21 protein-coding genes and 2 pseudogenes are annotated in these 24,447 nt (G+C 65.8%); 12 read left to right on the forward strand and 11 right to left on the reverse strand.

Features of this window, described 5'->3' with window-relative positions; all coding sequences use genetic code 11:
• Positions 1-20: 20 nt before the first annotated feature.
• Both G6N41_RS20840 and ctaC read right to left on the reverse strand, forming a co-directional pair.
• Positions 21-440, reverse strand: coding sequence for a cytochrome c oxidase subunit 4 (locus tag G6N41_RS20840; RefSeq protein WP_198965543.1), 420 nt, complete (start codon positions 438-440; stop codon positions 21-23).
• Between the two features lie 8 nt (positions 441-448).
• Complete coding sequence (ctaC, locus tag G6N41_RS20845; protein WP_198965544.1) at positions 449-1,552, reverse strand: aa3-type cytochrome oxidase subunit II; 1,104 nt, start codon at positions 1,550-1,552, stop codon at positions 449-451.
• 396 nt (positions 1,553-1,948) lie between these two features.
• Between ctaC and asnB the strand changes: the two genes are divergently transcribed.
• Positions 1,949-3,943, forward strand: coding sequence for an asparagine synthase (glutamine-hydrolyzing) (gene asnB / locus G6N41_RS20850; protein ID WP_198965545.1), 1,995 nt, complete (start codon positions 1,949-1,951; stop codon positions 3,941-3,943).
• 12 nt (positions 3,944-3,955) lie between these two features.
• Here the strand turns inward: asnB and G6N41_RS20855 are convergent, their stop codons facing one another.
• Positions 3,956-4,930 (reverse strand): carbohydrate kinase family protein, encoded by a 975-nt coding sequence (locus G6N41_RS20855; protein ID WP_012394904.1) that lies wholly within the window; start codon positions 4,928-4,930, stop codon positions 3,956-3,958.
• Between the two features lie 191 nt (positions 4,931-5,121).
• Here G6N41_RS20855 and G6N41_RS20860 point away from each other — a divergent pair, with 191 nt between their 5' ends.
• A complete protein-coding gene (locus G6N41_RS20860) occupies positions 5,122-5,811 on the forward strand; it encodes an Rv0361 family membrane protein (protein ID WP_198965546.1) in 690 nt (229 codons plus the stop codon).
• 40 nt (positions 5,812-5,851) lie between these two features.
• Here the strand turns inward: G6N41_RS20860 and G6N41_RS20865 are convergent, their stop codons facing one another.
• Together G6N41_RS20865 and G6N41_RS20870 are read right to left on the reverse strand one after the other, a co-directional pair.
• Entirely contained in the window at positions 5,852-6,208 is a 357-nt protein-coding gene (locus G6N41_RS20865; protein WP_198965547.1) for a HesB/IscA family protein, read from the reverse strand.
• Between the two features lie 85 nt (positions 6,209-6,293).
• Positions 6,294-7,370 carry a glycerate kinase family protein gene (locus G6N41_RS20870; RefSeq protein ID WP_117422774.1) on the reverse strand — a complete coding sequence of 359 codons (1,077 nt, stop codon included), beginning with the start codon at positions 7,368-7,370 and terminating at the stop codon, positions 6,294-6,296.
• Between the two features lie 206 nt (positions 7,371-7,576).
• On the opposite strand from G6N41_RS20870, the gene G6N41_RS20875 reads away from it, so the two are divergent.
• The 5 genes and pseudogenes from G6N41_RS20875 (at position 7,577) to G6N41_RS30140 (ending at position 12,338) form a co-directional block, all read left to right on the forward strand.
• Positions 7,577-8,236: a DUF3043 domain-containing protein gene (locus G6N41_RS20875; protein ID WP_407663837.1), complete on the forward strand. Its 660-nt coding sequence runs from the start codon at positions 7,577-7,579 to the stop codon at positions 8,234-8,236.
• A 28-nt stretch (positions 8,237-8,264) separates the two neighbouring features.
• Positions 8,265-8,825 (forward strand): bifunctional adenosylcobinamide kinase/adenosylcobinamide-phosphate guanylyltransferase, encoded by a 561-nt coding sequence (locus tag G6N41_RS20880; RefSeq protein ID WP_198965549.1) that lies wholly within the window; start codon positions 8,265-8,267, stop codon positions 8,823-8,825.
• Positions 8,822-9,898 carry a nicotinate-nucleotide--dimethylbenzimidazole phosphoribosyltransferase gene (gene cobT / locus G6N41_RS20885; RefSeq protein WP_198965550.1) on the forward strand — a complete coding sequence of 359 codons (1,077 nt, stop codon included), beginning with the start codon at positions 8,822-8,824 and terminating at the stop codon, positions 9,896-9,898. The genes G6N41_RS20880 and cobT overlap by 4 nt, the downstream gene beginning before the upstream one ends.
• Complete coding sequence (locus G6N41_RS20890) at positions 9,895-10,653, forward strand: adenosylcobinamide-GDP ribazoletransferase (protein WP_198965551.1); 759 nt, start codon at positions 9,895-9,897, stop codon at positions 10,651-10,653. The genes cobT and G6N41_RS20890 overlap by 4 nt, the downstream gene beginning before the upstream one ends.
• A gap of 189 nt (positions 10,654-10,842) precedes the next feature.
• A pseudogene (locus G6N41_RS30140) lies at positions 10,843-12,338 on the forward strand (MFS transporter).
• Here the strand turns inward: G6N41_RS30140 and G6N41_RS20900 are convergent.
• Both G6N41_RS20900 and gcvT read right to left on the reverse strand, forming a co-directional pair.
• Complete coding sequence (locus tag G6N41_RS20900) at positions 12,330-13,436, reverse strand: branched-chain amino acid aminotransferase (protein ID WP_198965552.1); 1,107 nt, start codon at positions 13,434-13,436, stop codon at positions 12,330-12,332. The pseudogene G6N41_RS30140 and the gene G6N41_RS20900 sit on opposite strands and share 9 nt — an antisense overlap.
• A gap of 54 nt (positions 13,437-13,490) precedes the next feature.
• A complete protein-coding gene (gcvT, locus tag G6N41_RS20905) occupies positions 13,491-14,594 on the reverse strand; it encodes a glycine cleavage system aminomethyltransferase GcvT (RefSeq protein ID WP_198965553.1) in 1,104 nt (367 codons plus the stop codon).
• Positions 14,595-14,638: 44 nt separating this feature from the next.
• Between gcvT and G6N41_RS20910 the strand changes: the two genes are divergently transcribed.
• The 3 genes and pseudogenes from G6N41_RS20910 (at position 14,639) to G6N41_RS28990 (ending at position 17,813) form a co-directional block, all read left to right on the forward strand.
• Positions 14,639-15,784 (forward strand): adenylate/guanylate cyclase domain-containing protein, encoded by a 1,146-nt coding sequence (locus G6N41_RS20910; RefSeq protein WP_198965554.1) that lies wholly within the window; start codon positions 14,639-14,641, stop codon positions 15,782-15,784.
• An 11-nt stretch (positions 15,785-15,795) separates the two neighbouring features.
• The gene (locus G6N41_RS20915) at positions 15,796-17,355 is read left to right on the forward strand and encodes a leucyl aminopeptidase (RefSeq protein ID WP_198965555.1); all 1,560 of its coding nucleotides are present in this window, start codon (positions 15,796-15,798) and stop codon (positions 17,353-17,355) included.
• Positions 17,356-17,469: 114 nt separating this feature from the next.
• Positions 17,470-17,813 (forward strand): annotated as a pseudogene (locus G6N41_RS28990) (aminopeptidase).
• Positions 17,814-17,817: 4 nt separating this feature from the next.
• Here G6N41_RS28990 and G6N41_RS20920 read toward each other — a convergent pair.
• Positions 17,818-19,602 carry an SDR family oxidoreductase gene (locus G6N41_RS20920; protein ID WP_198965556.1) on the reverse strand — a complete coding sequence of 595 codons (1,785 nt, stop codon included), beginning with the start codon at positions 19,600-19,602 and terminating at the stop codon, positions 17,818-17,820.
• A 228-nt stretch (positions 19,603-19,830) separates the two neighbouring features.
• Here G6N41_RS20920 and sucB point away from each other — a divergent pair, with 228 nt between their 5' ends.
• Together sucB and G6N41_RS20930 are read left to right on the forward strand one after the other, a co-directional pair.
• Positions 19,831-21,561 (forward strand): 2-oxoglutarate dehydrogenase, E2 component, dihydrolipoamide succinyltransferase, encoded by a 1,731-nt coding sequence (gene sucB / locus G6N41_RS20925; protein WP_198965557.1) that lies wholly within the window; start codon positions 19,831-19,833, stop codon positions 21,559-21,561.
• A 4-nt stretch (positions 21,562-21,565) separates the two neighbouring features.
• On the forward strand, positions 21,566-22,477 hold the full coding sequence (locus G6N41_RS20930) for a TIGR01777 family oxidoreductase (RefSeq protein WP_198965558.1): 912 nt from the start codon (positions 21,566-21,568) through the stop codon (positions 22,475-22,477).
• 146 nt (positions 22,478-22,623) lie between these two features.
• Here G6N41_RS20930 and G6N41_RS28995 read toward each other — a convergent pair whose 3' ends face one another.
• The 3 genes from G6N41_RS28995 to G6N41_RS20940 all read right to left on the reverse strand — a co-directional run bounded on the left by G6N41_RS28995 (position 22,624) and on the right by G6N41_RS20940 (position 24,444).
• Positions 22,624-22,791 (reverse strand): hypothetical protein, encoded by a 168-nt coding sequence (locus G6N41_RS28995; protein WP_231608627.1) that lies wholly within the window; start codon positions 22,789-22,791, stop codon positions 22,624-22,626.
• Complete coding sequence (locus G6N41_RS20935) at positions 22,757-23,347, reverse strand: ABC transporter permease (protein ID WP_231608628.1); 591 nt, start codon at positions 23,345-23,347, stop codon at positions 22,757-22,759. Before G6N41_RS20935 ends, G6N41_RS28995 begins: the two co-directional genes overlap by 35 nt.
• A gap of 131 nt (positions 23,348-23,478) precedes the next feature.
• Positions 23,479-24,444 (reverse strand): ABC transporter ATP-binding protein, encoded by a 966-nt coding sequence (locus G6N41_RS20940; protein ID WP_198965559.1) that lies wholly within the window; start codon positions 24,442-24,444, stop codon positions 23,479-23,481.
• Positions 24,445-24,447 lie beyond the last annotated feature (3 nt).

Genomic DNA, 24,447 nt, shown 5'->3' on the forward strand with positions numbered 1-24,447 from the left:
TGTGACCTTCCCGGCTCGAATCAGTGCTTCTCAGGACCCACGTAGTACTCGAAGACCAGACCGGCCGCCGATCCCAGGATGAACACCACGCCGGCTACGATCAGCCACGGAAGCCACAATGCGATGCCGGTCGCGGCCACCGAACCGGACAAAGCCACCATGATCGGCCACCAGCTGTGCGGGCTGAAGAAACCCAATTCCCCTGCCCCATCGCTGATTTCAGCGCCTTCGTAGTCCTCAGGCCGGGTATCGAGCCGGCGAGCCACGAAGCGGAAGAAGGTGGCCACGATCAAGGCCATACCACCGGTCAGCGCCAGCGCCGTGGTGCCGGCCCACTCGACCCCACCGGTAGCGAATATGGAGGTCACGACACCGTACAGCATCGCCGTGACGACGAAGAACGCGGCAACGAACTCAAACAGCCTGGCTTCAATGTGCATTGAGTGTCCTAACCTACGGGCATCGGGGCCTGTTGGCCGCGCCGGGTCTCGAACGGGTGGGTGGTAATCGCCAGCGGTGGCTGGTTGATCGCCTGCAGCGCCTCGGCATTGGTCTTTCCGGCAATACGCTGCTGCAAGTAGGCCTTGAAATCGTTAGCCGCCACCACGCGAACTTCGAAGTTCATCATCGAGTGGTAGGTGCCACACATTTCGGCGCAGTGCCCGACGAACGCTCCGGTCTTAGTGATCTGCTCGACCTGGAACCTGTTGACCGAGTTATTGGCGGCCGGGTTGGGCATCACGTCGCGCTTGAACAGGAATTCCGGCACCCAGAAAGCGTGGATCACGTCGGCCGAGTTGAGCTGGAATTCGATCCGCTTGCCGGCGGGCAACACCAGAACCGGAATCTCGGACGTGGTTCCCAGCGTTTCGACCTTGTCGAAGTTCAGGTAGGTGCGGTCCTCGGTGTTACGTCCGGCCACCGGCCCGACCAGTTCCTCGCCGTGCTCGTCCTTGCCTTCCGGCTTGGATTCCATGGCACGCTTACGCGCCTCATCGGCACCGTCGTAGGTCAGGGTGTGGTCGTGGAAGTCGACCTTTTGGTAGCCGAACTTCCAGTTCCACTGGAACGCCGTGACGTCGACAACAACCTCTGGGTCATCGGCCAGGTGCAGCATCTTTTCCTGCACCACAACGGTGAAGTAAAACAGCACCGAGATGATGAGGAACGGCGTGACCGTGAGGACCAGCTCCAGCGGCATGTTGTAGCCGAACTGGCGCGGGAAGTCGGTGTCGGTCTTCTTCTTCCGGTGGAAGGTGGCCGACCAGAAGATCAGGCCCCACACAATGACACCGACCACCAGGGAGGCGATCACCGCGCCGATCCACAGCTCCCGGTTGACGTGTGCCTCCGGTGTGATGCCCTCAGGCCAGCCCAGGGCCAGCGCTTCAGACCAGCTGCAACCGCTCAGGGTGACGGCCAGCAAACCCAGCGCGCCGGCCAGCCCCGCTAGCCGACCGATCCGCCGCGCGGCACCGCTGCGACCAAGGGAATTGCTCTGAGAATTGCACGGCGACAAGCTTTGCGAACGACCTGGCTCGCGAGGTGTCACGTTGCGCCTCCTGTATCACAAGCTGGGCCGACCGGCGCTGGACGCCGCGTCTGGCGGAATTCGTCGGCTCACTCGGATTCGAATACTACGCAGCGTAGACCACGCCGCTCGCGCGGGCGACGATGCGGGCCAAAACTCGTCCGGCGCGCTGCGCTCCAACCGGGTCGAAACCTGTGTTTGCCACGGTGGACGCGCATGGGCGCGGCGAGGGGCCGACGCGACCGGCCCCGGCGCGCGGCACCGGTGGCCGGGCGAGGATTCCACGCGAGACCGCCCGCGTGGGTGCGCGTCGGGCACCGTGAATGGGCGGCAACCATCCGGGCCCGCCACCCGCAGATGGCGACCCGCCGGGCTCGACCCCCACAAGCTTCGCCAATTGCGGCATACTGGGGCGCCGTGTGTGGACTGCTGGCCTTCGTTGCGGCCCCGGCCGGCGCTGCCGAGACGCAAGGCACCGATACTCAACTCGCCCAGGCCGACCAAGCCGCGCTGGCCGCGCGAGCCGACAGCGCAATCGCGGGCGCGTCGCACCTGATGCGCCACCGCGGCCCCGACGAGCCCGGCACCTGGGCAGACCCCGATGCCGACGGTTCGGTGGTGTTCGGGTTCAACCGGTTGTCCATCATCGACATCGAGCATTCGCACCAACCGCTGCGATGGGGGCCACCCGAAGCTCCTGACCGCTATGTCTTGGTGTTCAACGGCGAGATCTACAACTACCTCGAACTACGCGAGGAACTGCGTGCCGAGCACGGCGCCACCTTCGCCACCGATGGTGATGGTGAGGCCATCGTCGCCGGTTACCACCATTGGGGTGCCGACGTGCTGGGGCGACTCCGCGGCATGTTCGCCTTCGCGCTGTGGGACACGGTCACCCGCGAACTGTTCTGTGCCCGCGATCCGTTCGGCATCAAACCGCTGTTCATGGCGACCGGACCGGGCGGCACCGCGGTGGCTAGTGAGAAGAAGTGTCTACTGGACCTGGTCGACTTGGTGGGATTCGACACTGAAATCGACCACCGGGCGCTACAGCACTACACAGTCCTGCAGTACGTCCCCGAACCCGAGACACTGCATCGCGGAGTCCGACGGCTCGAATCGGGCTGCTACGCGCGCATCCGGCCCGGGTGCAACCCCGTGGTCACCCGTTACTTTGTGCCGCGGTTTGCCGCCACACCGATCACCAGCGCCACCGAGCGGGCGCGCTACGACGAGATCACCGCGGTGCTAGAGGACTCGGTGGCCAAACACATGCGCGCCGACGTCACTGTCGGTTCGTTTCTGTCAGGCGGGATCGACTCCACGGCCATCGCGGCGCTGGCCATCCGGCACAATCCGCGGCTGATCACCTTTACCACCGGCTTCGAACGCGAGGGTTTTTCCGAGCTCGACGTGGCGGTGGCCTCGGCCGAAGCCATCGGCGCCCGCCACATCGCCAAGGTGGTCAGCGCGGAGGAATTTGTGGCCGCGTTACCCGAAATTGTCTGGTATCTCGACGAGCCGGTCGCCGACCCGGCGCTGGTACCACTGTTCTTCGTGGCCCGCGAGGCCCGCAAGCACGTCAAGGTGGTGCTCTCCGGGGAGGGCGCCGACGAGCTGTTTGGCGGATACACGATCTACCGCGAGCCGCTCTCGCTGAAACCCTTCGACTATCTACCCCGGCCGCTGCGACGGTCGATGGGCAAGGTCTCCAAACCCCTGCCCGAGGGTATGCGCGGAAAAAGCCTGCTCCATCGCGGCTCGCTGACGCTCGAGGAGCGCTACTACGGCAACGCCCGAAGCTTCTCCGACGCCCAACTGCAAGATGTGCTGCCCGGATTCCGGCCGCAGTGGACACACACCGATGTGACCGCTGCGGTCTACGCCGGGTCAGCGGGCTGGGACCCGGTAGCCAGAATGCAGCACATCGATCTGTTCACTTGGCTACGTGGCGACATTCTGGTGAAGGCCGACAAGATGACGATGGCCAATTCGCTCGAACTGCGGGTGCCATTCCTGGATCCCGAGGTGTTCGCCGTCGCCGCCCGATTGCCGCTGCAGGCCAAAATCACCCGCACCACCACCAAGTACGCGCTACGGCGCGCATTGGAGCCGATTGTCCCGGCACATGTGCTGCACCGACCCAAGCTCGGGTTCCCAGTCCCGATCCGGCACTGGTTGCGCGCCGGCGAACTGTTGGAGTGGGCCTATGCGATGGTCACCACGTCGCAGGCGGGTCACCTGATCGACCTGGCAGCGGTCAACCGGATGCTCGACGAGCACCGCACCGGCGCCAGCGATCACAGCCGCCGGCTGTGGACCCTGCTGATCTTCATGCTGTGGCACGCGATCTTCATCGAGCGCAGCATCACACCACAGATCAGCGAGCCCCAGTATCCGGTCGAGCTCTAGCTCCTCGCCGCGCTAAGCCAGGACAGCAGTGATCTCGTTGGCGGCGTCGTCACCGTAGGCCTCGGCCAGTCGGGCGGTCGCGACCTGGCGGTCCCACTGCCATTCCTGGGTGCCGGTGGATTCCAGCACCAGAACGGCCACCAGCGAACCCAACTGCGCGGCGCGCTCCAGGTTCAAACCCGCGCTGCGGCCGGTCAAGAAGCCCGCGCGGAACGCGTCACCGACGCCGGTGGGGTCGGTTTGGCTGGTTTCGGGGACGACGCCAACGTGAATGCTGGTGCCGTCGGGCTCCACCAGATCCACGCCCTTGGGGCCCAATGTCGTCACTCGCAAGCCGATCTGGGCCATCACGTCGGCCTCGGACCAGCCGGTCTTGGACAACAGCAGGTCCCACTCGTAGTCGTTGGTGAACAAATAGGTGGCACCGTTGATGAGCCGTTTGATCTCATCGCCCGACAGCCGTGCCAGCTGCTGCGAGGGGTCAGCGGCGAATGCCAGTCCTAGCTGGCGGCATTCCTCGGTGTGCAAGAACATCGCCTCGGGGTCGTTGGCGCCGACAATCACCAGCTCCGGGGTACCGACGGCCGATACCACGTCGGCGAGCTTGATGTTGCGCGCCTCAGACATGGCGCCCGGGTAGAACGACGCGATCTGCGCCATGTCGACATCGGTGGTGCAGGTAAATCGGGCCGTGTGCGCGGTCTGCGAGATCAGCACATGGTCGCAGTTGACGCCGTGGGCTTTGAGCCAATCGCGATAATCGGCGAAGTCGGCGCCTGCGGCGCCGACCAGCGCCACGTCACCTCCGAGCACACCGATGGCAAAAGCCATATTTCCGGCCACCCCGCCGCGGTGCACGACAAGGTCGTCGACGAGGAAGCTGAGTGACACCTTGTGCAGATGCTCGGGCAGCAGCTGTTCGGAAAAATGGCCTGGGAACCGCATCAGATGGTCGGTCGCAATCGAACCGGTTACCGCAATCGTCACAAAATCTCCGTCCTATTCACGCGAGGTCGTCTAGCCTCTCACAATTATCGGCGTCAGGGCCCGCCCCGTCGCGTCGACAGCCGTCGGCAAGTATTGCGCTAGCCTGCCTAGGGAACTCATCAGCTTTGCCGGAATCCCGCGCTGGCGGCAGCCCCGCCTGTCGTCCCGTCCACCACCGTAGGAGAACCACGATGGCCGGTCTGCACCCGTCGAACCCCGCCGTCAGCACGGAGGGACCGATGCCATACCCGGAGAACGGGCCCAACGAGCCCCTTGAGTACCCCCATGACCTGGGCGGCGCCGAACCGGCATTCGGTGCTCCGCCGGCCGATGGCCCGCCGCGACTGCCGGTTAGCTACCCAGGCCTGCCTCCGGCGCCGGGCGGATACCGGAATCGACGTCCCAGACGGCTGCTGATCGGCACTTTGCTGGCGCTGGCGCTGGTGGGTGCGCTCACCGCGACGATTGTCTACGGGGTTCGCACCAACGGGACCAACAGCAGCGGCACGTTGTCCGAAGGCGCAGCCAAGACCGCGATTCAGGGCTACCTGAACGCCCTCGAACACCGCGACGTTGACGTCATCGTCCGTAACGCCTTGTGCGGGATCTACGACGGGGTCAAGGACAAGCGCTCCGATCAGGCGCTGGCCAAACTCAGCAGTGACGCCTTTCGCAAGCAGTTCTCCCAGGCCGACGTGACGTCGATCGACAAGATCGTCTATTGGTCGCAGTATCAGGCCCAGGTGCTGTTCACGATGCAGGTGACGCCGGCCACCGGTGGCCCGCCCAAGGGCCAGGTACAAGGCATCGCACAGCTGCTCTTTCAGCGTGGCCAGATCATGGTGTGCTCGTACGTGCTGCGCACTGCCGGGCAGTACTGACCAGGCCGCAGCGGCGGACCGGTCAGGTGCGACTAGCTGCTCAGTTAAAGGAATCCCCGCAGGCGCAGGACCCGGTGGCGTTGGGGTTGTCGATGGTGAAGCCCTGCTTCTCGATGGTGTCCACGAAGTCGATCGACGCACCTTCGACGTAGGGCGCGCTCATCCGGTCCACCGTCAAGTTCACGCCACCGAACTCCGCGGTCAAGTCGCCGTCGAGGGCCCGATCATCGAAGAAAAGGTTGTAGCGCAAGCCTGCGCACCCGCCCGGCTGCACCGCGATCCGCAGCGACAGGTCGTCACGTCCCTCCTGGTCGAGCAGGGATTTTGCCTTGGCGGCGGCAGCTTCGGTCAGGATTACGCCGTGGGTCTTTGCGTCCGACTCGTTCTGCACGGTCATTGCTTCTCCTACATGCTTCGTCGTTGGGTGGGCCCGCCCGGCTGAAATCCAACCGGGGTCTGCCACAGGGGGAAGCCCAGTCCTATTAACGGTACCCCGCAGGTCCCCGATTCCCGAGTCGTGCGGCAACCTCAGATGACAATCCCATCAGCTGGTTCGCCGCGTCAGCCAGTGCCAGGCGTACCGAACCCGCGTAGTCGGCGATGGACAACGCGGACATGATCCCGGCCAGGCGGATCGTGGATTTGTCCAGGTCCACCTGTCCCGCCAGCACGATCACCGGAATGCCCAGCGGCCGTGCCGCGGCAGCAATCTCACCGACCACCTTTCCGTGCAGCGATTGTTCGTCAAACCGCCCCTCCCCGGTGACGATGAGCTCGGCGTCGGCGAGGTCGTCGGCAAGATGTGTGAGCTCAGCGATGATCGCGGCTCCGGACTCGCATCGACCCCGCAGTGCAAGTAGCCCCGCCCCGATTCCTCCGGCGGCCCCGGCTCCCGGCTCGGCACTGACCGCGCGTCCGGCTGTCGCGTCCAGCTCAACCGCCCATGTCGCCAGGCGCCCCTCCAGCACGCTGATGGTGGCGGCGTCAGCACCCTTCTGCGGCGAGAACACCCTTGCCGATCCCCACGGGCCCAATAGCGGGTACTCGGCGTCAGAGGCGGCAATCAGCTCTATTCCGGCCAGCCGCTCGCGGGCTGCCTCCAGGCCGCCGAGCTCGGTAATCATGCCGTGGCCACCGTCGGTGCACGCGCTGCCGCCCAACCCCACCACGATGCGCCGCGCTCCCGCGGCCAGCGCCGCATCGATGAGCTGGCCCACTCCGCGGCTGTGGGCCGCCAACGCGGTTTCGGGCGACGGCGGACCACCCAGCAACGAGAGACCACAGGCTTGGGCGCATTCCAGGTAGGCGGTCGCCGAAGATCGCTCAAACACCCACTCCGCACTGACCGCGGTGTCCAGTGGCCCGGATACCTGCAGCTTCCGGACACCGCCCAGCCGGCTGCGCAGCACATCGATGAACCCCGGACCACCGTCGGATTGTGGGGCCACGATAAAGGAGTCATTGGGCCGTGAGCGGGTCCAGCCGGTGGCAATGACCGCCGCGGCTTCAACAGCCGACAGGCTTTCGCCATAGCAGTCCGGGGCCACCAGGACCCGCATCGCGGGCAGCTGGATCCGGCCGGGCCCGAGGCCATCGGCGGCAGCATCCGAGGCGAGGGAGCCGTTCATCACAAGCAAGAGTAGGGCCAACCGCTACACCGGCGCTGGGTAACACCGGCACAATTCCGGGGACTGGGCTCTAGCGAAGTAACCTGTCGGTTGTGAAGCTGCTGGGCCGCAAGAAAGACCATGACGAAGGCGCCGACATTTCGGCCGCATCCGACCACGCCGACGAGTCGGCGGTGAACTCCGGGGATACCTCATCATCGGCAACTTCCCGCGGACCGAAGACGACCGGCCCCAAGGGCCGGCCCACACCGAAACGCAACGACGCCACGCGATCGAAGAAGGGCCCGGTCGTCCCGGCGCCTATGACCAGCGCAGAGGCCCGGGCCCGGCGTAAGAAGCTGGCCCGACCCAAACTCAGTCGCGAGGAGCGCAAGGCGGAAAAGGCGGCCGGCCGGGCCCGGATGGCCGAACGCCGGGAGCGCATGATGGCCGGCGACGAGGCCTACCTGTTGCCCAGGGATCAAGGGCCGGTACGCCGGTACGTCCGCGATGTGGTGGATGCCCGGCGCAACCTGCTCGGTCTGTTCATGCCGTCTGCGCTGGCGCTGCTCTTCGCCATGTTCGCCGTCCCGCAGCTGCAGCTTTATATGTCGCCGGCAATGCTGGTGCTGATGGCGCTGATGACCATTGACGGCATCATTTTGGCCCGCAAAGTCAGCAACTTGGTCGACGTCAAGTTCCCGAACAACACCGAAGGCCGTTGGAAGCTGGGCCTGTACGCGGCCGGCCGCGCGTCTCAAATGCGCAGGATGCGGGCGCCCCGGCCCAAGGTCGAACGCGGCGCCAGTGTCGATTAGCACTCACCGGAAAGCCGTTTGACCACTCATGCGCACACTGGTTCTCGGTGGGATCAGGTCGGGCAAGTCCCGCTGGGCAGAGGAAACCATTGCGGACTCGCTTACGCCCGAACAGCCGGTCCGTTATCTGGCGTCCGGACCGGTCACCGACTCCGACCCAGCCGCATCGCAGGACTGGGATCAGCGCGTCGCCAGGCACCGCGATCGCCGGCCCGGACACTGGTCAACGGTCGAAACTGACGACATCACGACCCAATTGCGGCAAGTGCCGGACACGCCCACTCTCGTCGACGATCTCGGGACGTGGTTGACCAGCGCCATGGACAGCCACCGCGCCTGGGAGGGCGGCTCCCCACGGGCCGCCCTGCAACACACCATCGACGACATGCTCGCCGCCGTCGGCGAATTCGGATCGACGCTGTTCCTGGTCAGCCCGGAAGTGGGGCTGACCGTGGTGCCGGCGACCACATCCGGGCGCCGGTTCGCCGACGAGTTGGGCACCCTCAACCAGCGAATGGCGGCACTGTGTGACCGCGTGGTGCTGGTGGTGGCCGGCCAAGCCGTCCCGATCAAACCGTCGCGCGCATGATCGGGTTCGCACCGATCTCACCACCCGACGCCCTCGCCGAGGCGGCAGCGCGGGCTCGCCAGGACGCGCTGACCAAGCCGCGGGGTGCGCTGGGGCGGCTCGAGGACCTGTCTGCGTGGGTCGCCTCGTGCCAGGGCCAGTGCCCGCCGCGGCAGTTCCAGCGCGCCCGCGTGGTGGTATTCGCCGGTGACCATGGTGTCACCCGGTCCGGGGTGTCGGCCTATCCCCCGGATGTCACCGCCCAGATGGTCGCCAATATCGACGGTGGCGGAGCCGCCATCAACGCGCTTGCCGACGTCGCGGGCGCCACGGTACGGGTGGTGGATCTGGCTGTCGACGCGGAAGCGTTCTCGGAGCAGATCGGCGCCCACAAAGTGCGGCGCGGCAGTGGTGATATCGCCACCGAGGACGCATTGACCGACGACCAGACCGCCGCCGCGATCGCGGCCGGTCAGCAGATCGCCGATGCCGAGGTCGACGCTGGCGCCGACCTGCTGATCGCCGGTGACATGGGAATCGGTAACACCACCCCGGCCGCGGTCCTGGTGGCGGCGCTGACCAACACCGAGCCGGTTGCCGTGGTCGGCTTCGGAACCGGAATCGACGATGCGACCTGGTCACGCAAGACCGCGGCGGTACGCGACGCGCTGTTTCGGTCCGCGCGAGTGTTGCCTGACCCCGTCGCGTTGCTGCGCTGCTGCGGCGGCGCGGACCTGGCCGCCATGGCGGGCTTCTGCGCGCAGGCTGCGGTCCGGCGTACCCCGCTGCTACTCGACGGCATGGCAGTCACCGCGGCAGCGCTGGTCGCCGAACGCCTGGCCCCCGGCTCCCGGCAATGGTGGCAAGCCGGCCACCGCTCCACCGAACCCGGCCATCAGCTGGCACTGACGGCGCTGGCGCTGGACCCGGTGGTGGATCTGCGAATGCGGTTAGGCGAGGGCACCGGCGCCACCGTTGCCCTGCCGGTGCTGCGCGCCGCCGTGGCAGCGCTGTCATCGATGGCGACCTTCGCCGAAGCCGGGGTGTCCACGGCGTGCGACGACGCCGGCGCCACCGAGCCACCTGAATCGTGATTCGTTCGCTGGCAACAGCTCTCTCCTTTGGCACGGTCATGCCCGTCCCTGGCTCGGTCGCCGCACCGATGGGGCGCGGGGCGATGACGGCACTGCCGGTTGTAGGCGTCGTGCTGGGCGGACTTGCCGCCGGCGTCACTTGGTCCGCAGCGCTGGTGTTCGGCCCGGTCAGCCCGCTGCCCGGACTGCTCGCGGTGGCGGTGCTACTGCTGGCCACCCGCGGTCTGCACATCGACGCCGTCGCCGACACGGCTGACGGGCTCGGCTGCTACGGGCCACCACAACGGGCCTTGGCCGTCATGCGCGACGGTTCGACCGGACCGTTCGGGGTGGCCGCGGTCGTGTTGGTCATTGCCGTGCAGGGGTCGGCGTTTTCGGCACTGAGCGCGGCAGGCAGCCGCGGAATCGCGGGCATCGCCGTGGCGGTCTTTGCCGGCCGGGTCACCGCGGTACTGGGCTGCCGGCGGTCGGTACCGGCGGCCGCAGACAGTAGCTTGGGCTCTCGGGTCGCCGGCACCCAGCCCATATCGGTGCTGGTGGCGTGGCTTGGCGTGCTGCTGTTCGCTTCGCTGGCCGCGGCTCCGCGGCCATGGCAGGGCCCGGCCGCGGCGGTGGCCGCGGTCTGCGCCGGCGCCCTGCTGATCAGGCATTGTGTCCGACGGTTCGGCGGCATCACCGGCGACGTGCTGGGTTGCGCGATTGAGCTAGCCACCACGGTGACTGCCGTCGTGTTGGCGGCTCTGGTACGTTTGTAGAAGCTGAAAACGCTAGATTGGTGCCAAGTTGGGTTGGCCAGATTCCGACCAACCAGCATTTTTTGAGCCGGTCCGTAGGACTAATGGAGATTCCTCCGATCGGTGGACACGGGATTGCACCGGCAATATCTGATTAATGTCCGATTAGTGGACCCTATTTCGGATCACGCGGACGTAAAGTCTCTTGACATGACCGCATCACGGCTGGTCGGCTCGAACCCCAGAACCCCGTTCGGACGAATGGTAACCCAGGGTAGCTTCTACTCGGCGGGGATGCAGATGGGCAGCGGCGCCGTGGTTCTGCCGGTCATTTGTGCGCATCAGGGACTTACTTGGGTGGCCGGACTGTTGTTCCCGGCATTCAGCATCGGCGCAATTCTGGGCAACTCGGTCTCCCCGCTGATTTTGCAGCGCTTCGGCCAGTACCGGCACTTGCTGATGGCCGCGATATCGGCGAGTGCCGCAACCCTGATCCTGGCCAACGCCGCAGTTCCCTGGACCGGCGCGCTGGTCGCCGCGGTTTTCTTCGTGACCGCGACCGCCAGCGGTGTCGTCGCCGGGGTTTCCGGCGGCGCCTACACCGACATGATCTCCAACAAGTTGTCCGTGTTGCGCCGCGGCGAGCTACTGCTCACCCAAGGGGCCGTCGGATCGCTGTTGGCCACCGGCGTCACGCTGGTGATTGTGCCGAGACTGGCCCACGGTGACGAGATGGCGCGCTACCACGATCTGCTCTGGCTGGGTGCCGCGAGCATGATTGTCGCCGGCGTTGCGGCGCTGTTCGTCGGTCCGATGCGGTCAGCGTCCAGCGACCCACCGTCCGGTTGCCGCTGCGCGATATCTACCGTCAGGGCTTCGAGATCGCACGCCGCGAGCCATGGTTCCGTCGGTATGCGACCACCTATCTGTTGTTCGCTCCCATCAGCCTGGGCACCACGTTCTTCAGCCTGCGCGCCGCCCAGTCGAGCGGCAGCCTGCACGTCCTGGTGATCCTTTCGAGCATCGCGTTGGTTATCGGTTCGCTGCTGTGGCGAGCGGTGAACCGCCGGTTCGGCGTGCGCGGCATGCTGTTGGGTAGCTCACTGTTCAGCATCGCCGCCGCGTTGGTGTGCATCGTCGCCGAGCTGTGCGGCCAGTGGACCCAGATGTGGGCATACGGCACGGCGTTCCTGCTGGCGACCGTCGCCGCCCAAACCGTGGTCGCGGCCTCCATGTCGTGGATCAGAATGTTTGCCCCCGAACAACACCGCGCGACGCTGATCTGCTTTGGAACGACCTTGGCCGCGGTGGTGTCCACGCTGCTGGGAGCCGTACTGGGTGAACTCGCGCAGCGGCACGCAACCATCGGCCCAGTCCTCGTCTCGCTGACCTTGGCCATCATCGCCGCCGTCGCCAGCCTGCGCGCCCCGGGACTAAGCCAAACGATCGAAGCGCAGAGTCAGCTCGTCGAGAAGGCCCCGATGCGCCGGCTGAGTCGGGCCAGGCGGGGTGCACACCGCCTGGTCACCGGCACCGCTCCGGGGCTGGGTCTGGCACTGACCCGCCACACGGCGGCAGACCGCCGCGGCCGGTACCCAAGCCTGCGCCGGGCACATCGCCGGCCAGCGCCATCCCCGATCCGGCCGGGCTGCCACGCCAGCGCGCACCGGCCCGAGCCCGGCAACCTCGCAACAGTCCTAACTTAGCCGCGACATCCAGCCGTGGGTGTCGGCAAAAGTACCCCGCTGGATCCCGGTCAACGTGTCACGCAACGCCATGGTCACCTCGCCAGGTTGACCGTCGGCGATGGTGAACTCGCCGTCGCCGTACTTCACCCGCGAGACCGGGGTGATCACGGCTGCGGTACCGCACGCGAAAACCTCGGTGATCTCGCCGGCCGCCGCCTTCTTCTGCCACTCGGCGATGTCGATCTTGCGCTCCTCCACCGCGAATCCGGCGTCAAGCGCCAACTGCAGCAACGAATCCCGGGTAATGCCAGGCAGCAGCGAGCCGGATAGCTCTGGGGTTACCAGTCTGGCCGACCCCCCCTTGCCGAGCACGAAGAAGATGTTCATCCCACCCATCTCCTCGACGTAGCGCCGTTCCACGGAATCCAGCCACACCACCTGGTCGCAACCGTTCTCGGTGGCTTCGGCCTGAGCCAGCAGCGACGCGGCGTAGTTGCCGCCGAACTTGGCGGCGCCGGTTCCTCCGGGGCAAGCACGCACGTAGTCGGTCGACACCCAGACGCTGACCGGATTGATACCGCCCTTGAAGTACGCGCCGGCCGGCGAGGCGATCAACAGGTACCGGTACTGCTTGGCCGGGCGCACCCCGAGACCCGGCTCGGTGGCGATGATGAATGGCCGCAGGTAGAGCGCCTCTTCGCCACCGGCCCGCGGCACCCAGACGTTGTCGACGGCGATGAGTTGTGTCAGCGATTCGATGAACAGCTCTTCGGGCAGCTCGGGAATCGCCATCCGCCGGGCCGAGGAGCGCAAGCGCGCCGCATTGGCCCAGGCCCGAAACGACACAATCGAGCCGTCCGCCCAGCGATAGGCCTTGAGCCCTTCGAAGACTTCCTGCGCGTAGTGCAAGACGATCGCCGACGGGTCCAACTCGATCGGGCCGTAGCCGATGACCCGCGGATTGTGCCAGCCCACACCCTCGTCGAAATCGATCGACACCATGTGGTCGGTGTGATAGCGGCCGAAGCCGGGGTCAGCCAGAATTGATACGCGCTCAGCCTCGGTGGCCGGATTTGTCGCGCGCGTCACGGTGAACTGTTGGGACCCCCTGGTCATGGCCACGATTGTATATCGCTGTGCCAACTGGTTTTTGCCACGTGATTGCGCGCCTTACCGCGTCTTGGCCTCGACGAAGGGCGGACGCACCACTTCGCACTCGACGGCACGGCCTCGCACGTCGACGGTGATTTGCTGGCCGTCTTCCACACCCGCGTCGGTGTCAATCAGCGCAAGCGCGATACCGATCTGCAGGGTTGGCGAGAACGTCCCCGATGTGGTGACCCCGACCGGGGTGGAGCCGTTGAGCACCGTCAGGCCCGGACGCAACACACCGCGGCCGACCATCCGCAACCCCCGGAGCAAGCGGCGCGGGCCGGCCGCTTTCTCCGCCAACAACGCCTCGCGGCCAAAGAACGCGTCCTTCTTCCAGCCGATCGCCCACCCACATCGGGCCTGCAACGGCGAAATGTCGAGCGACAGTTCATGCCCGTGCAGGGGGTAGCCCATTTCGGTGCGCAGCGTGTCGCGCGCGCCCAGGCCGGCCGGCTCGCCGCCCACTTCGGCAACGGCGGCCGCCAGGGCGTCGAAGACCACGCCGGCGGACTCCCACGGTGGTAGCAGCTCATAGCCGTGCTCGCCGGTGTACCCGGTGCGGCAGACCCGAACCGATACCCCGTTGTACGACGAGTCGGCATAGCCCATGTAATCCATCTCAGTGGGCAGGCCGAGCGCGGCCAGCACCTCGGTCGAACGCGGCCCCTGCACCGCCAGCACCGCGTAGGAGCGATGCAGGTCGGTGATGGTCAAATCGCTCGGTGCCGCCGCCTGCAAGGCTGCGACCACCGCGGCGGTGTTGGCGGCGTTGGGCACCAGGAAGATTTCGTCGTCGGCAATGTAGTAGGCGATCAAGTCGTCAATCACGCCACCGGATTCGTTGCAGCACAAGGTGTATTGCGCCTTGCCCGGCCCGATGCGGCGTAGATCGTTGGTAAGCGCGGAGTTGACGAACTCCGCCGCACCCGGCCCGCGAACCAGTGCCTTACCCAGATGGCTGACGTCGAACAAGCCGGCGGCGTTGCGGGTGGCATTGTGCTCGCTGACCGTCCCGGCGTAAGATACCGGCATCAGCCAGCCGCCGAATTCGGCGAAGCTTGCGCCCAGCGCACGGTGGCGGTCTTCCAACGGTCCCTGCATCAACTCTGGCGCGTCACTCACGGCGTCTCACCCTAATCGGTCCGGCTGCTGGCACACTTGGGCAGGTGTCCGGTTCTCCCGACCCCCTCGACTTCGAGGCGCTCGAAGCTGCCGGAATCGCTAACCCCCGGGAGCGGGCCGATCTGATCAAGTACCTCGATGACCTTGGCTTCACCCTCGAGGAAATGGCCGAGGCCGAACGGCGGGGACGGCTATTCGGCCTCGCCGGCGATGTCCTGCAATGGCCAGGCCCCCCGATCTACACCCTGACGGCCGCCGGCGAGCAACTCGGGCTATCTTCCGACGACATCGCTCACATCTGGGCCCTGCTAGGTCTCACCGTCGCCGGTCCCGACGTACCCACACTAAGCCAGGCCGACGTCGATGCGCTGGCAACCTGGCTCGCCGTGAAATCGGTGGTGGGTGAGGACGGCGCGTTCGGGCTGTTGCGGGTGCTCGGCGCGGCCATGGCCCGGCTGGCCGAGGCCGAATCCACGATGATCCGCGCGGGGACACCGGACATCCAAATGACGTACACCAATAACGAACTAGCCACGGCGCAGGCCTACCGCGCGGTCGCCGAGTTTGTCCCCCGCATCGGCACCCTGATCGACATCGTGCACCGTCATCACCTGACCAGCGCCCGGACTCACTTCGAAGGCGTCACTCGTGATGCATCAGCCAGCGTGGTGTGCGGCATCAGTTTTGCCGATCTGTCGAGCTTCACGGTATTGACCCAAACGCTGACGCCGACGGAGCTACAGGGCCTGCTCAACGAGTTTGGCGCGGCCGTAGCCGACGTGGTGCACGCCGACGGGGGCCGGGTGGTGAAGTTCATCGGTGACGCGGTGATGTGGGTTAGTTCGACACCACAACGGCTCGCGCAGGCGGCGGTCGACCTGGTCCACCACCCCAGAGCACGCGAAGAAGGATTGCAGGTGCGGGCCGGACTTGCCTACGGCACCGCACTGGCCATCAACGGGGACTACTTCGGCACGCCGGTCAACTTGGCCGCGCGTCTGGTGGCGGCCGCGGCGCCGGGACAAGTCCTAGCCGACGCGGCGTTGCATGACCAACTGCCGGATTGGCCCACGATCCCCCAGGGCCCATTGACGCTCAAGGGATTTGACGACCCGGTGAATGCATTCGAACTGCAAGGCAGCGCCGATCGACCAGACGGTGGGCAAGCAGGCCCGCGCTGCGGTGACTAGGGTGATTGCCCGTGACCGCCGAATCGGGTGACCAAATCCCCACCGTCCATGTCGCCACCTCGTTGCCGAAGCGTGGTGTGAGTTCATCCGTGCTGATCGTGCCGGTCGTCTCGACCGGCGACGATGAGCAGTCCGGCGAGCGGCCAGGCGCCGTCGTCGCCTCCGCGGAGCCATTCCTGAGCGCGGATGCGATCGCCGAGATCGAGGCGGGCCTGCGGGCCCTGGACGCTACCGGCGCCAGTGACCAGGTGCACCGGCTCGTGGTCTCGTTGCTTCCGGTGAGCAGCGTGCTGACGGTGGGCCTGGGCAAACCCCGCTATGAGTGGACACCGGACGCGGTGCGTCGTGCCGCCGGCGCTGCCGCGCGGGCGCTCGGCACTGCGAAGACAGTGGTGACCACGTTGGCGGACTTGCCCGGCGACGGTGTCTGCGCTGCGGCCATCGAGGGTCTGATCCTGGGCAGCTATCGGTTCAGCGCCTTCCGTAGCGCCAAGACGGCCCCCAAAGACGCCGGGCTGCACAAGATCACCGTGCTGACGACGGCCAAAGATGCCCGGAAGCACTGCGCACACGGTGCAGCCGTGGCAACCGCCGTCGCCACCGCCCGCGACCTGGTGAACACGCCGCCCAGCCACCTCTATCCCGCCGAGTTGGCGCGACGGGCAAAAGTTCTGGGCGAGTCGGTCGGACTCGAAGTCCAAGTGCTCGACGAGAAGGCGCTGCAAAAAGCCGGATACGGCGGGCTGGTCGGTGTCGGTCAGGGCTCGTCCCGCCCGCCGCGGCTGGTGCGGTTGACCCACCGGGGATCGCGGCTGGCCAAGAACCCCAGACGGGCCAAGAAGGTCGCCCTGGTCGGCAAGGGAGTGACCTTTGATACCGGCGGGATCTCGATCAAGCCGGCCGCGTCGATGCATTACATGACCTCGGACATGGGTGGCGCGGCCGCGGTGATCGCGACCGTCGCGCTGGCGGCCCAGCTGGAGTTGCCGATCGACGTGATCGCCACGGTGCCGATCGCCGAAAACATGCCTTCAGCCACGGCACAGCGGCCCGGCGACGTGCTGACGCAGTACGGCGGAACCACGGTCGAGGTGCTCAACACCGACGCGGAGGGCCGGCTGATCCTGGCCGATGCCATCGTTCGGGCGTGTGAGGACAACCCGGACTATCTGATCGAGACCTCGACGTTGACCGGAGCCCAGACCGTGGCCTTGGGTGCGCGTATCCCCGGAGTCATGGGCAGCGACGAGTTCCGCGACCGGGTCGCGGCAATCTCCCAACAGGTGGGTGAGAACGGTTGGCCCATGCCGCTGCCGGACGAACTCAAGGACGACCTGAAATCCACGGTGGCCGACCTGGCCAATGTCAGTGGGCAGCGCTTTGCCGGCATGTTGGTCGCTGGGGTGTTCTTGCGGGAGTTCGTCGCCGATGCGGTGGACTGGGCACATATCGATGTGGCCGGCCCGGCGTACAACACCGGTAGCGCCTGGGGCTACACGCCCAAGGGAGCCACCGGCGTGCCGACCCGCACCATGTTCGCGGTGCTCGAGGACATCGCGGCTAACGGCTGAACCCGCAGCGCGAAGATCGCGAAACTCCTGCCACCGCAAATACCGCCGGTTTAGCCATGGCGCACAGCGGTTAGGCCGGTCACCGACGGCGATACTGCGGCCCATGGCCGGACTGTGACTGTGCGACGGTTGATCATCGCCGTAGCCGCCGTGCTCTTGGTGGCTGGCGCGATTGGGCTGTTGGTGCCGGTGACGGCGTCGAACGGCGACGGCGGCTCCGTGTCTTGCGGCAGCGGCCTGGCGGCTGACCTGTCCGCAGCGGGGACGCAAACAACAGCAATGGCGCCAACATACCGATCCTCAACCAGGTCATCCCGCACACCGACGTCGTCGCGCAATGCCAGTCGGCGGTGTCCAGCAGGGGCATGTGGGCGATACCGCTGGCGGTCATCGGGGCCGTCGGAATAGCCGGCGCGGTGCTCGCGCGGCGGTCCGAAGGTGCAGCGGCGAGCGTCTGACGCGTCAGATGACCCGCATGCGTGCGGTGCTTCGCAGCGCCGGGGGCAGCACTCGGGAGATGCCGTAGAGCGCGTAGGCCTCCGGAGCTACCGGCCGGATCGGCTTGTTCTTCTTGACGGCGGACACAATCGCTTTGGCGACCTTGTCCGGCCCATAGCTGCGCAGCGCAAACATCTTGTCGATCTGTCCACGCCGGCCGTCGACTTGGTCGCCGCCTTTGCCGGGCGGCGCGTCGAAGCGGGTGGTGTTGACGATATTGGTGTTGATGACGCCGGGACAGATGGTGGTCAGGCCGACATCGGCCGCATCGAGTTCGGCACGCAGACAGTCCGAGAACATGAACGTCGCCGCCTTTGAGGTGCAGTAGGCGCTCAATGACTGCAGCGGGGCGTATGCGGCCATCGACGACACATTGACGATGTGGCCTCCGGTACCGCGCTCAACCAGACGCTGACCAAAGGCTCGGCAGCCGTTGACCACTCCACCCAGGTTGACGTCGAGCACCCGGTCGAACTGCTCTGCGGGAGTGTCCAAGAACCTCCCCGCCTGGCCGACGCCGGCGTTGTTGACGACGATGTCGGGCAGCCCGTGCGTGGCGCTGACCTGATCCGCGAACGCCTCGACCGCCTCGGTGTCGGATACATCGAGCACATAGGGGTGGGCAACACCACCGCGCGCGGCGATTTCGGCGGCGGTGTCCTTCACGGTGGCCTCGTCGATGTCGCTGAGCACAACTTCGGCGCCCTCGCGCGCGAACGCGAGGGCGGCTTCCCGGCCTATTCCGCTGCCCGCCCCGGTGACCGCCACCAGGGTGTCACCGAAGTACTTGCGGGGACGGCCAACCTGAGCCCGCAGCAGTGCGCGGCTCGGCGGCTTGCCGTCAACCAGGTCAGCGAAGTCGTGCACCGCTGCCGCCATCACCTGCGGATGCGACATCGGCGAAAAATGACCTGCTTTGATGTCGCGGCGCCACAACCGCGGCACCCAGCGCGCGGTTTCGTCGTACCCGTAGGGCCGCACGTAGGGGTCCTTGGTGTTGACGATGAGTTGCACCGGCACGTCAATGACCGGCACGCCGCGTGTGCGCGACTGCCGGGAAAAGGCCCGAAAGTAGTTAGCCGGATAGGTCTTCACCGAGTTGGCGGCATCGCTGGCCAAGTTGTCGGAATGGTGAATCCGGTCGAGCGGAAGGTTGTCGACCATGTTGCGCCGAACCGAGGCTCGCGACAGCGTCGCCCGCAACACCAGCGGGGCCAACACCGGCACCGAGAACAGCGCCATGTAGCTCAACCGCAGCGCCTGGGTGAGTGCGCGAGCAAAGGTCTTTGGCCGCCACGGCTGGCGCAGGCCGCCGAATATGTAGTTGACCAGCTGGTCCTGGCTCGGGCCGGACACCGACGTGAACGACGCGACCCTATCGGCCGCGCCGGAGCGGGTCAAGTACTCCCAAATCGCCACCGAGCCCCAGTCGTGACCCAGTACGTGTACCGGCTGGCCGGGGCTGAGCGCTTCGATGACGGCGGCCAAGTCGTCGGCCAAACACGCTGTGGTGTAGGCAGAAACGGCCTTCGGGGCCGACGACAGGCCGACACCGCGATTGTCATAGCGCAGAATCCGGAACCGTTCGGCCAAACGCGGAACGACCCCGTCCCACAACACGTGAGAGTCGGGAAAACCGTGCACGAGCACCACCGTCGGGCCGTCGGGGTTGCCCTCTTCATAGACAGCGATCCGCACGCCACCAGCGCTGTCGACGAACTGCTGGGGTGCTTGTTTTGTTGCCGACATCGGACCTCCGCCCACCTGCGACTTGTTATGCCAATCAGTCGCCACACCGTAGCAAGCGCCATACACAAGCCCCGCGGGCCAAGCGCCACGCCCTGGGTGCGAGCCGACCAAGCGACAGTGACAGGATAGGTTTCGAGATCAACTTGGGTTCCGTACCTGGTGCACGACTGTGTGGTAAGCCAGAGGTCGGCCTATGCCTACCGACGACCGATCTAGGAGTCAAAAACGATGGCCTTCTCAGTCCAGATGCCGGCACTCGGTGAGAGCGTCACCGAGGGAACCGTCACCCGGTGGCTCAAGCAGGAGGGCGAAACCGTCGAGATCGACGAGCCACTGGTTGAGGTTTCTACCGACAAGGTCGACACCGAAATTCCCTCGCCGGCCGCCGGCGTGCTGACCAAGATCGTCGCCAAGGAGGACGACACGGTCGAGGTCGGCGGTGAGCTCGCCATCATCGGCGATGCGGCCGAGAGTGGCGGCGGCGATGCGCCGTCCCAACCGGGGCCCGAGGCCGAGCCCGCCGCGACGGCTCAGCCCGAACCGGAGGCCGAGCCCGAGCCGCAACCCGAAGCCAAACCCCAATCCGGAGGCTCGTCGGCTGCTGGTGGCGACGCGACCCCGGTGCTGATGCCCGAACTGGGCGAGTCGGTGGCGGAGGGCACCGTAACTCGCTGGCTGAAGAAGGTCGGGGATTCGGTTCAGGTCGATGAAGCGCTGGTGGAGGTGTCTACCGACAAGGTGGACACCGAGATCCCGTCACCGGTGGCCGGCGTCCTGCTCAGCATCACCGCCGAGGAGGACGACGTCGTCCAGGTCGGCGGCGAGTTGGCACGGATCGGCTCCGGATCTGCGGCCGCCGTACCGCCCGAGTCCAAGCCGGCCCCCGCCCCCGAGGCGGCCCCCGAAACCAAGGCCGCACCTGAGCCCAAGGCGGCTCCCGAGCCCAAGCCTGCGCCTGCGGCAACGCCGCAGCCCGCGGCCGCCCCGGCACCAAGTGCGGGCGACGGCACCCCCTACGTGACTCCCCTGGTCCGAAAACTGGCCGAGGAGAACAACATCGACCTCGACTCGGTGACCGGCACCGGTGTCGGCGGTCGCATCCGCAAGCAAGACGTGTTGGCCGCTGCCGAGAAGAAGAAAGAGCGGCCAGAGGCCAAGCCAGCGGCTGCTCAGGCTTCGGCTCCCGCCTCGCCTTCGAAGGCGGCAGCCCCGGCTGCGACCGCGGCGCTGGCACACCTGCGGGGCACCAAGCAGAAGGCCAGCCGGATTCGGCAGATCACCGCGATCAAGACCCGCGAATCCCTGCAGGCAACCGCGCAGCTCACTCAGACCCATGAGGTCGACATGACCAGGATCGTGGCGCTGCGGGCCCGGGCCAAGGGGTCCTTTGCCGAGCGGGAGGGTGTGAACCTGACCTTCTTGCCGTTCATCGCCCGTGCCGTGATCGACGCCCTCAAGATCCACCCGAACATCAACGCCAGCTACAACGAGGAAACCAAAGAGATCACCTACTACGACGCCGAGCACCTCGGGTTCGCCGTCGACACTGACCAGGGCCTGCTCTCCCCCGTGATCCACAATGCCGGCGATCTGTCGTTGGCCGGGCTGGCCCGGGCGATCGCCGACATCGCCGCCCGCGCTCGATCGGGCAACCTCAAGCCCGACGAGTTGTCCGGCGGCACCTTTACCATCACCAACATCGGCAGCCAGGGCGCCTTGTTCGATACCCCGATTCTGGTGCCGCCGCAGGCCGCCATGTTGGGCACCGGAGCGATCGTGAAACGACCGCGAGTGGTCGTCGACGACAGCGGCAACGAATCGATCGGCGTCCGCTCCGTGTGCTACCTCCCGCTGACCTACGATCACCGCCTGGTCGATGGCGCTGATGCGGGACGTTTCCTCACCACCATCAAGCACCGCCTCGAAGAGGGAGCTTTCGAGGCCGACCTGGGGCTCTGAGAGCGTGGGCAAAGCCGTTGTCGCCATAGCGGGTTCGTCTGGATTGATCGGCTCGGCGTTGGCAGCGGCACTACGCGCGGCCGATCACCGCGTGCTTCTGATCGTGCGCCGAACTCCGGCCAATTCCGAAGAGCTGCACTGGAACCCCGAAAGCGGCGAGTTCGATCCCGACGCACTCACCGATGTCGACGTCGTCATCAACCTGTGTGGCGTCGGCATCGGCCGCCGCCGTTGGTCAGGCGCCTTCAAACAGAGCCTGCGCGATAGCCGGATCACACCCACCGAAGTGCTCTCCAGCGCCGTCGCCGACGCCGCCCTGCCCACCTTGATCAACGCCAGCGCGGTGGGCTACTACGGGGACACCCGCGACCGGGTGGTCGACGAAAACGACCCAGCCGGAATGGGATTTCTCGCCCAGCTGTGCGTGGACTGGGAAGCCGCCACGCTACCCGCCCAATACGCCGGCACCCGGGTCGTACTGGCGCGCACCGGCCTGGTGCTGGCCCCGGCGGGAGGCACCCTACGCCCGTTGCGCCCGGCGTTCTCAGTGGGACTCGGCGCCCGGCTGGGCAGCGGCCGCCAGTACATGGCATGGATCAGCCTCGAAGACGAGGTGCGCGCGCTGCTGTTCGCCATCTCCAACCCGACGTTGTCAGGCCCGGTCAACATGGCTGGGCCCGCGCCGGTAACCAATGCCGAATTCACCACCGCGTTCGGACGCGCGTTAAACCGCCCAACCCCGTTGATGCTGCCCGGTTTCGCGGCGCGCGCCGCCCTCGGCGAGTTCGCCGATGAAGGCCTGCTGATAGGCCAACGCGCCATCCCCACCGCACTCGAGCAAGCCGGTTTCCAGTTTCACCACAACACAGTTGGTGAAGCGTTGAGCTATGCCACAGCCCGTCGCGACCAGATCTAGCACAACTCCGGACACCGCGAGCATGCTCGGCGCAACCCGCCACCAGGGCGGGCCAGGCGCCAAGTCGCCCCACCGACTACTGCGCAAACGGACTGATCGGCCCCTGCGCGTCATGCCGTAGACACGCACCCAGCTCAACAGCAGGGTTAAAGGGAAGTGCGGCGGATATAGGCGCGGATGGCGATAGGAGCCAATAGCGCGGTCAGAACTATCGAATAGATCAGCGTGGACAATGCCGGATGATGCAGTGGCAATTGCGCGCTTGGCGGCGCCATTGGCTCATCGATGGTGAGCTTGCGCAATGCCAGCGCCAAGGATGAGAGCTGATTCCATTCGGCAATCACGCGCAGCGCGTCCGGCATAGGCTGTGTTGGCACAAAGCAGTTCGATATGGAAATAATTGGCAGCGTTATCAAAAAACACCGCAGCACCAACTACCTCCACAGTCCTGACCATCAAACCAACCACCATGCCCAGCCACATAAACCCGACACCGAAAACTAATACCAGCACGAAAGCCAGCACAGCATCGGCCAGGCTGCCGCGCATCGGCCACCCAATGAGCATGCCACTAACACCGATCAGAATGTATACGATCGCCGCATGGAGCAGCGAGACCAGGCCGCGCGCGATCAACGGCGCGGAATTAGATATTGGAAGCGAACGGAATCGGATAAAGACGTCATTATCGAAATCCACAGAAATCGCTGCCCCCACAAGTATTATTGTCGCCACTATCGCCTGCGCCTGGATGCCCGGCAACAGGTATTCACGGTAGTGCGGTGCCGCGTTTTCGCTGATCGATCGTCCAACAATAAATGTGAAGAACAACATGAACGCAATGGGCTGCAATAACAACTGTATGAGCATCTCTGGCCTTCGCCTGACTCTGATCAGGTTACGCTTGAGCATTACCCATACCTGCCACGCAACGCTAGAACTATGCGCCTCGGGCTGACACACAGTGTGACGATGACGTGTGGATACATCCCGGAAAACGATCATGCCGAGTCCCCCTCCGAAGAACTGCTGTGATGCCCAGTCAACAACACGAAAACGTCGTCAAGACTCGGCCGCGCAAGACGGATATCCTCGACGGGCGCCGCGTAGTGGTGCAACATCCGGGCGACTTCCGAAAGATCCAACAACCCGTGGGTCGCGACCGTGATTCGACGGGCGCAGATGTCGACGCGAACCTCTTTGACGCCCGTTCGGAGGAACGCAGCGACATTGGCAACATCCTCGGTGCGCGACACAGTCACGACGATGCTTGCGTCACCCGCCTTTTGCTTGAGCTCAAATGGTGATCCCTCTGCAATCACCCTGCCCTTGTCTATCAGGACAATATTGTCGGCAAGCCGATCGGCTTCCTCCAAGTATTGGGTGGTCAGTACCAGCGTGAGGCCATCGTCGACCAACGTGCGCAAAACTTCCCACAGCTGGATGCGACTATGCGGATCCAGCCCTGCAGTTGGCTCATCCAGAAACAACACCTGGGGCCGGGCCAGCAGGCTTATCGCGACATCGAGACGCCGCCGCATTCCGCCGGAGTAGGTATCGACACGTCGATCAGCGAACTCGGCGATCGAGAATTGGTCTAGCAGCCGGTCGCTCAGTGATGCCAATTCCTTACGGCGGATCCCGCGCAAGCTGCCGATCATGTTGATGTTCTCTCGAGCAGTCAAGAGACCGTCGAGAGTGGCTTCCTGACATGTCAATCCGATTTCTCTGCGCACCGACTCGGGCGCGGTGCACACATCGTGGCCCGCAACCCACGCGGCGCCGCTTGTCGGCCTGGTCAACGTAGCCAGCATCCTCACCGTGGTGGTCTTGCCAGCACCGTTTGGGCCCAGCAGACCAAGAACACCGCCTTGAGGCACCGCAAAGCTGATGCCGTCGACCGCCGTGACTGAACCGCGCCTTTTGACGAGGTCGATCACCTCAACCGCTGACTGGGATCGCCGCATACG

The organism is Mycobacterium shottsii (genome assembly GCF_010728525.1).
Lineage (GTDB): Bacteria > Actinomycetota > Actinomycetes > Mycobacteriales > Mycobacteriaceae > Mycobacterium > Mycobacterium marinum.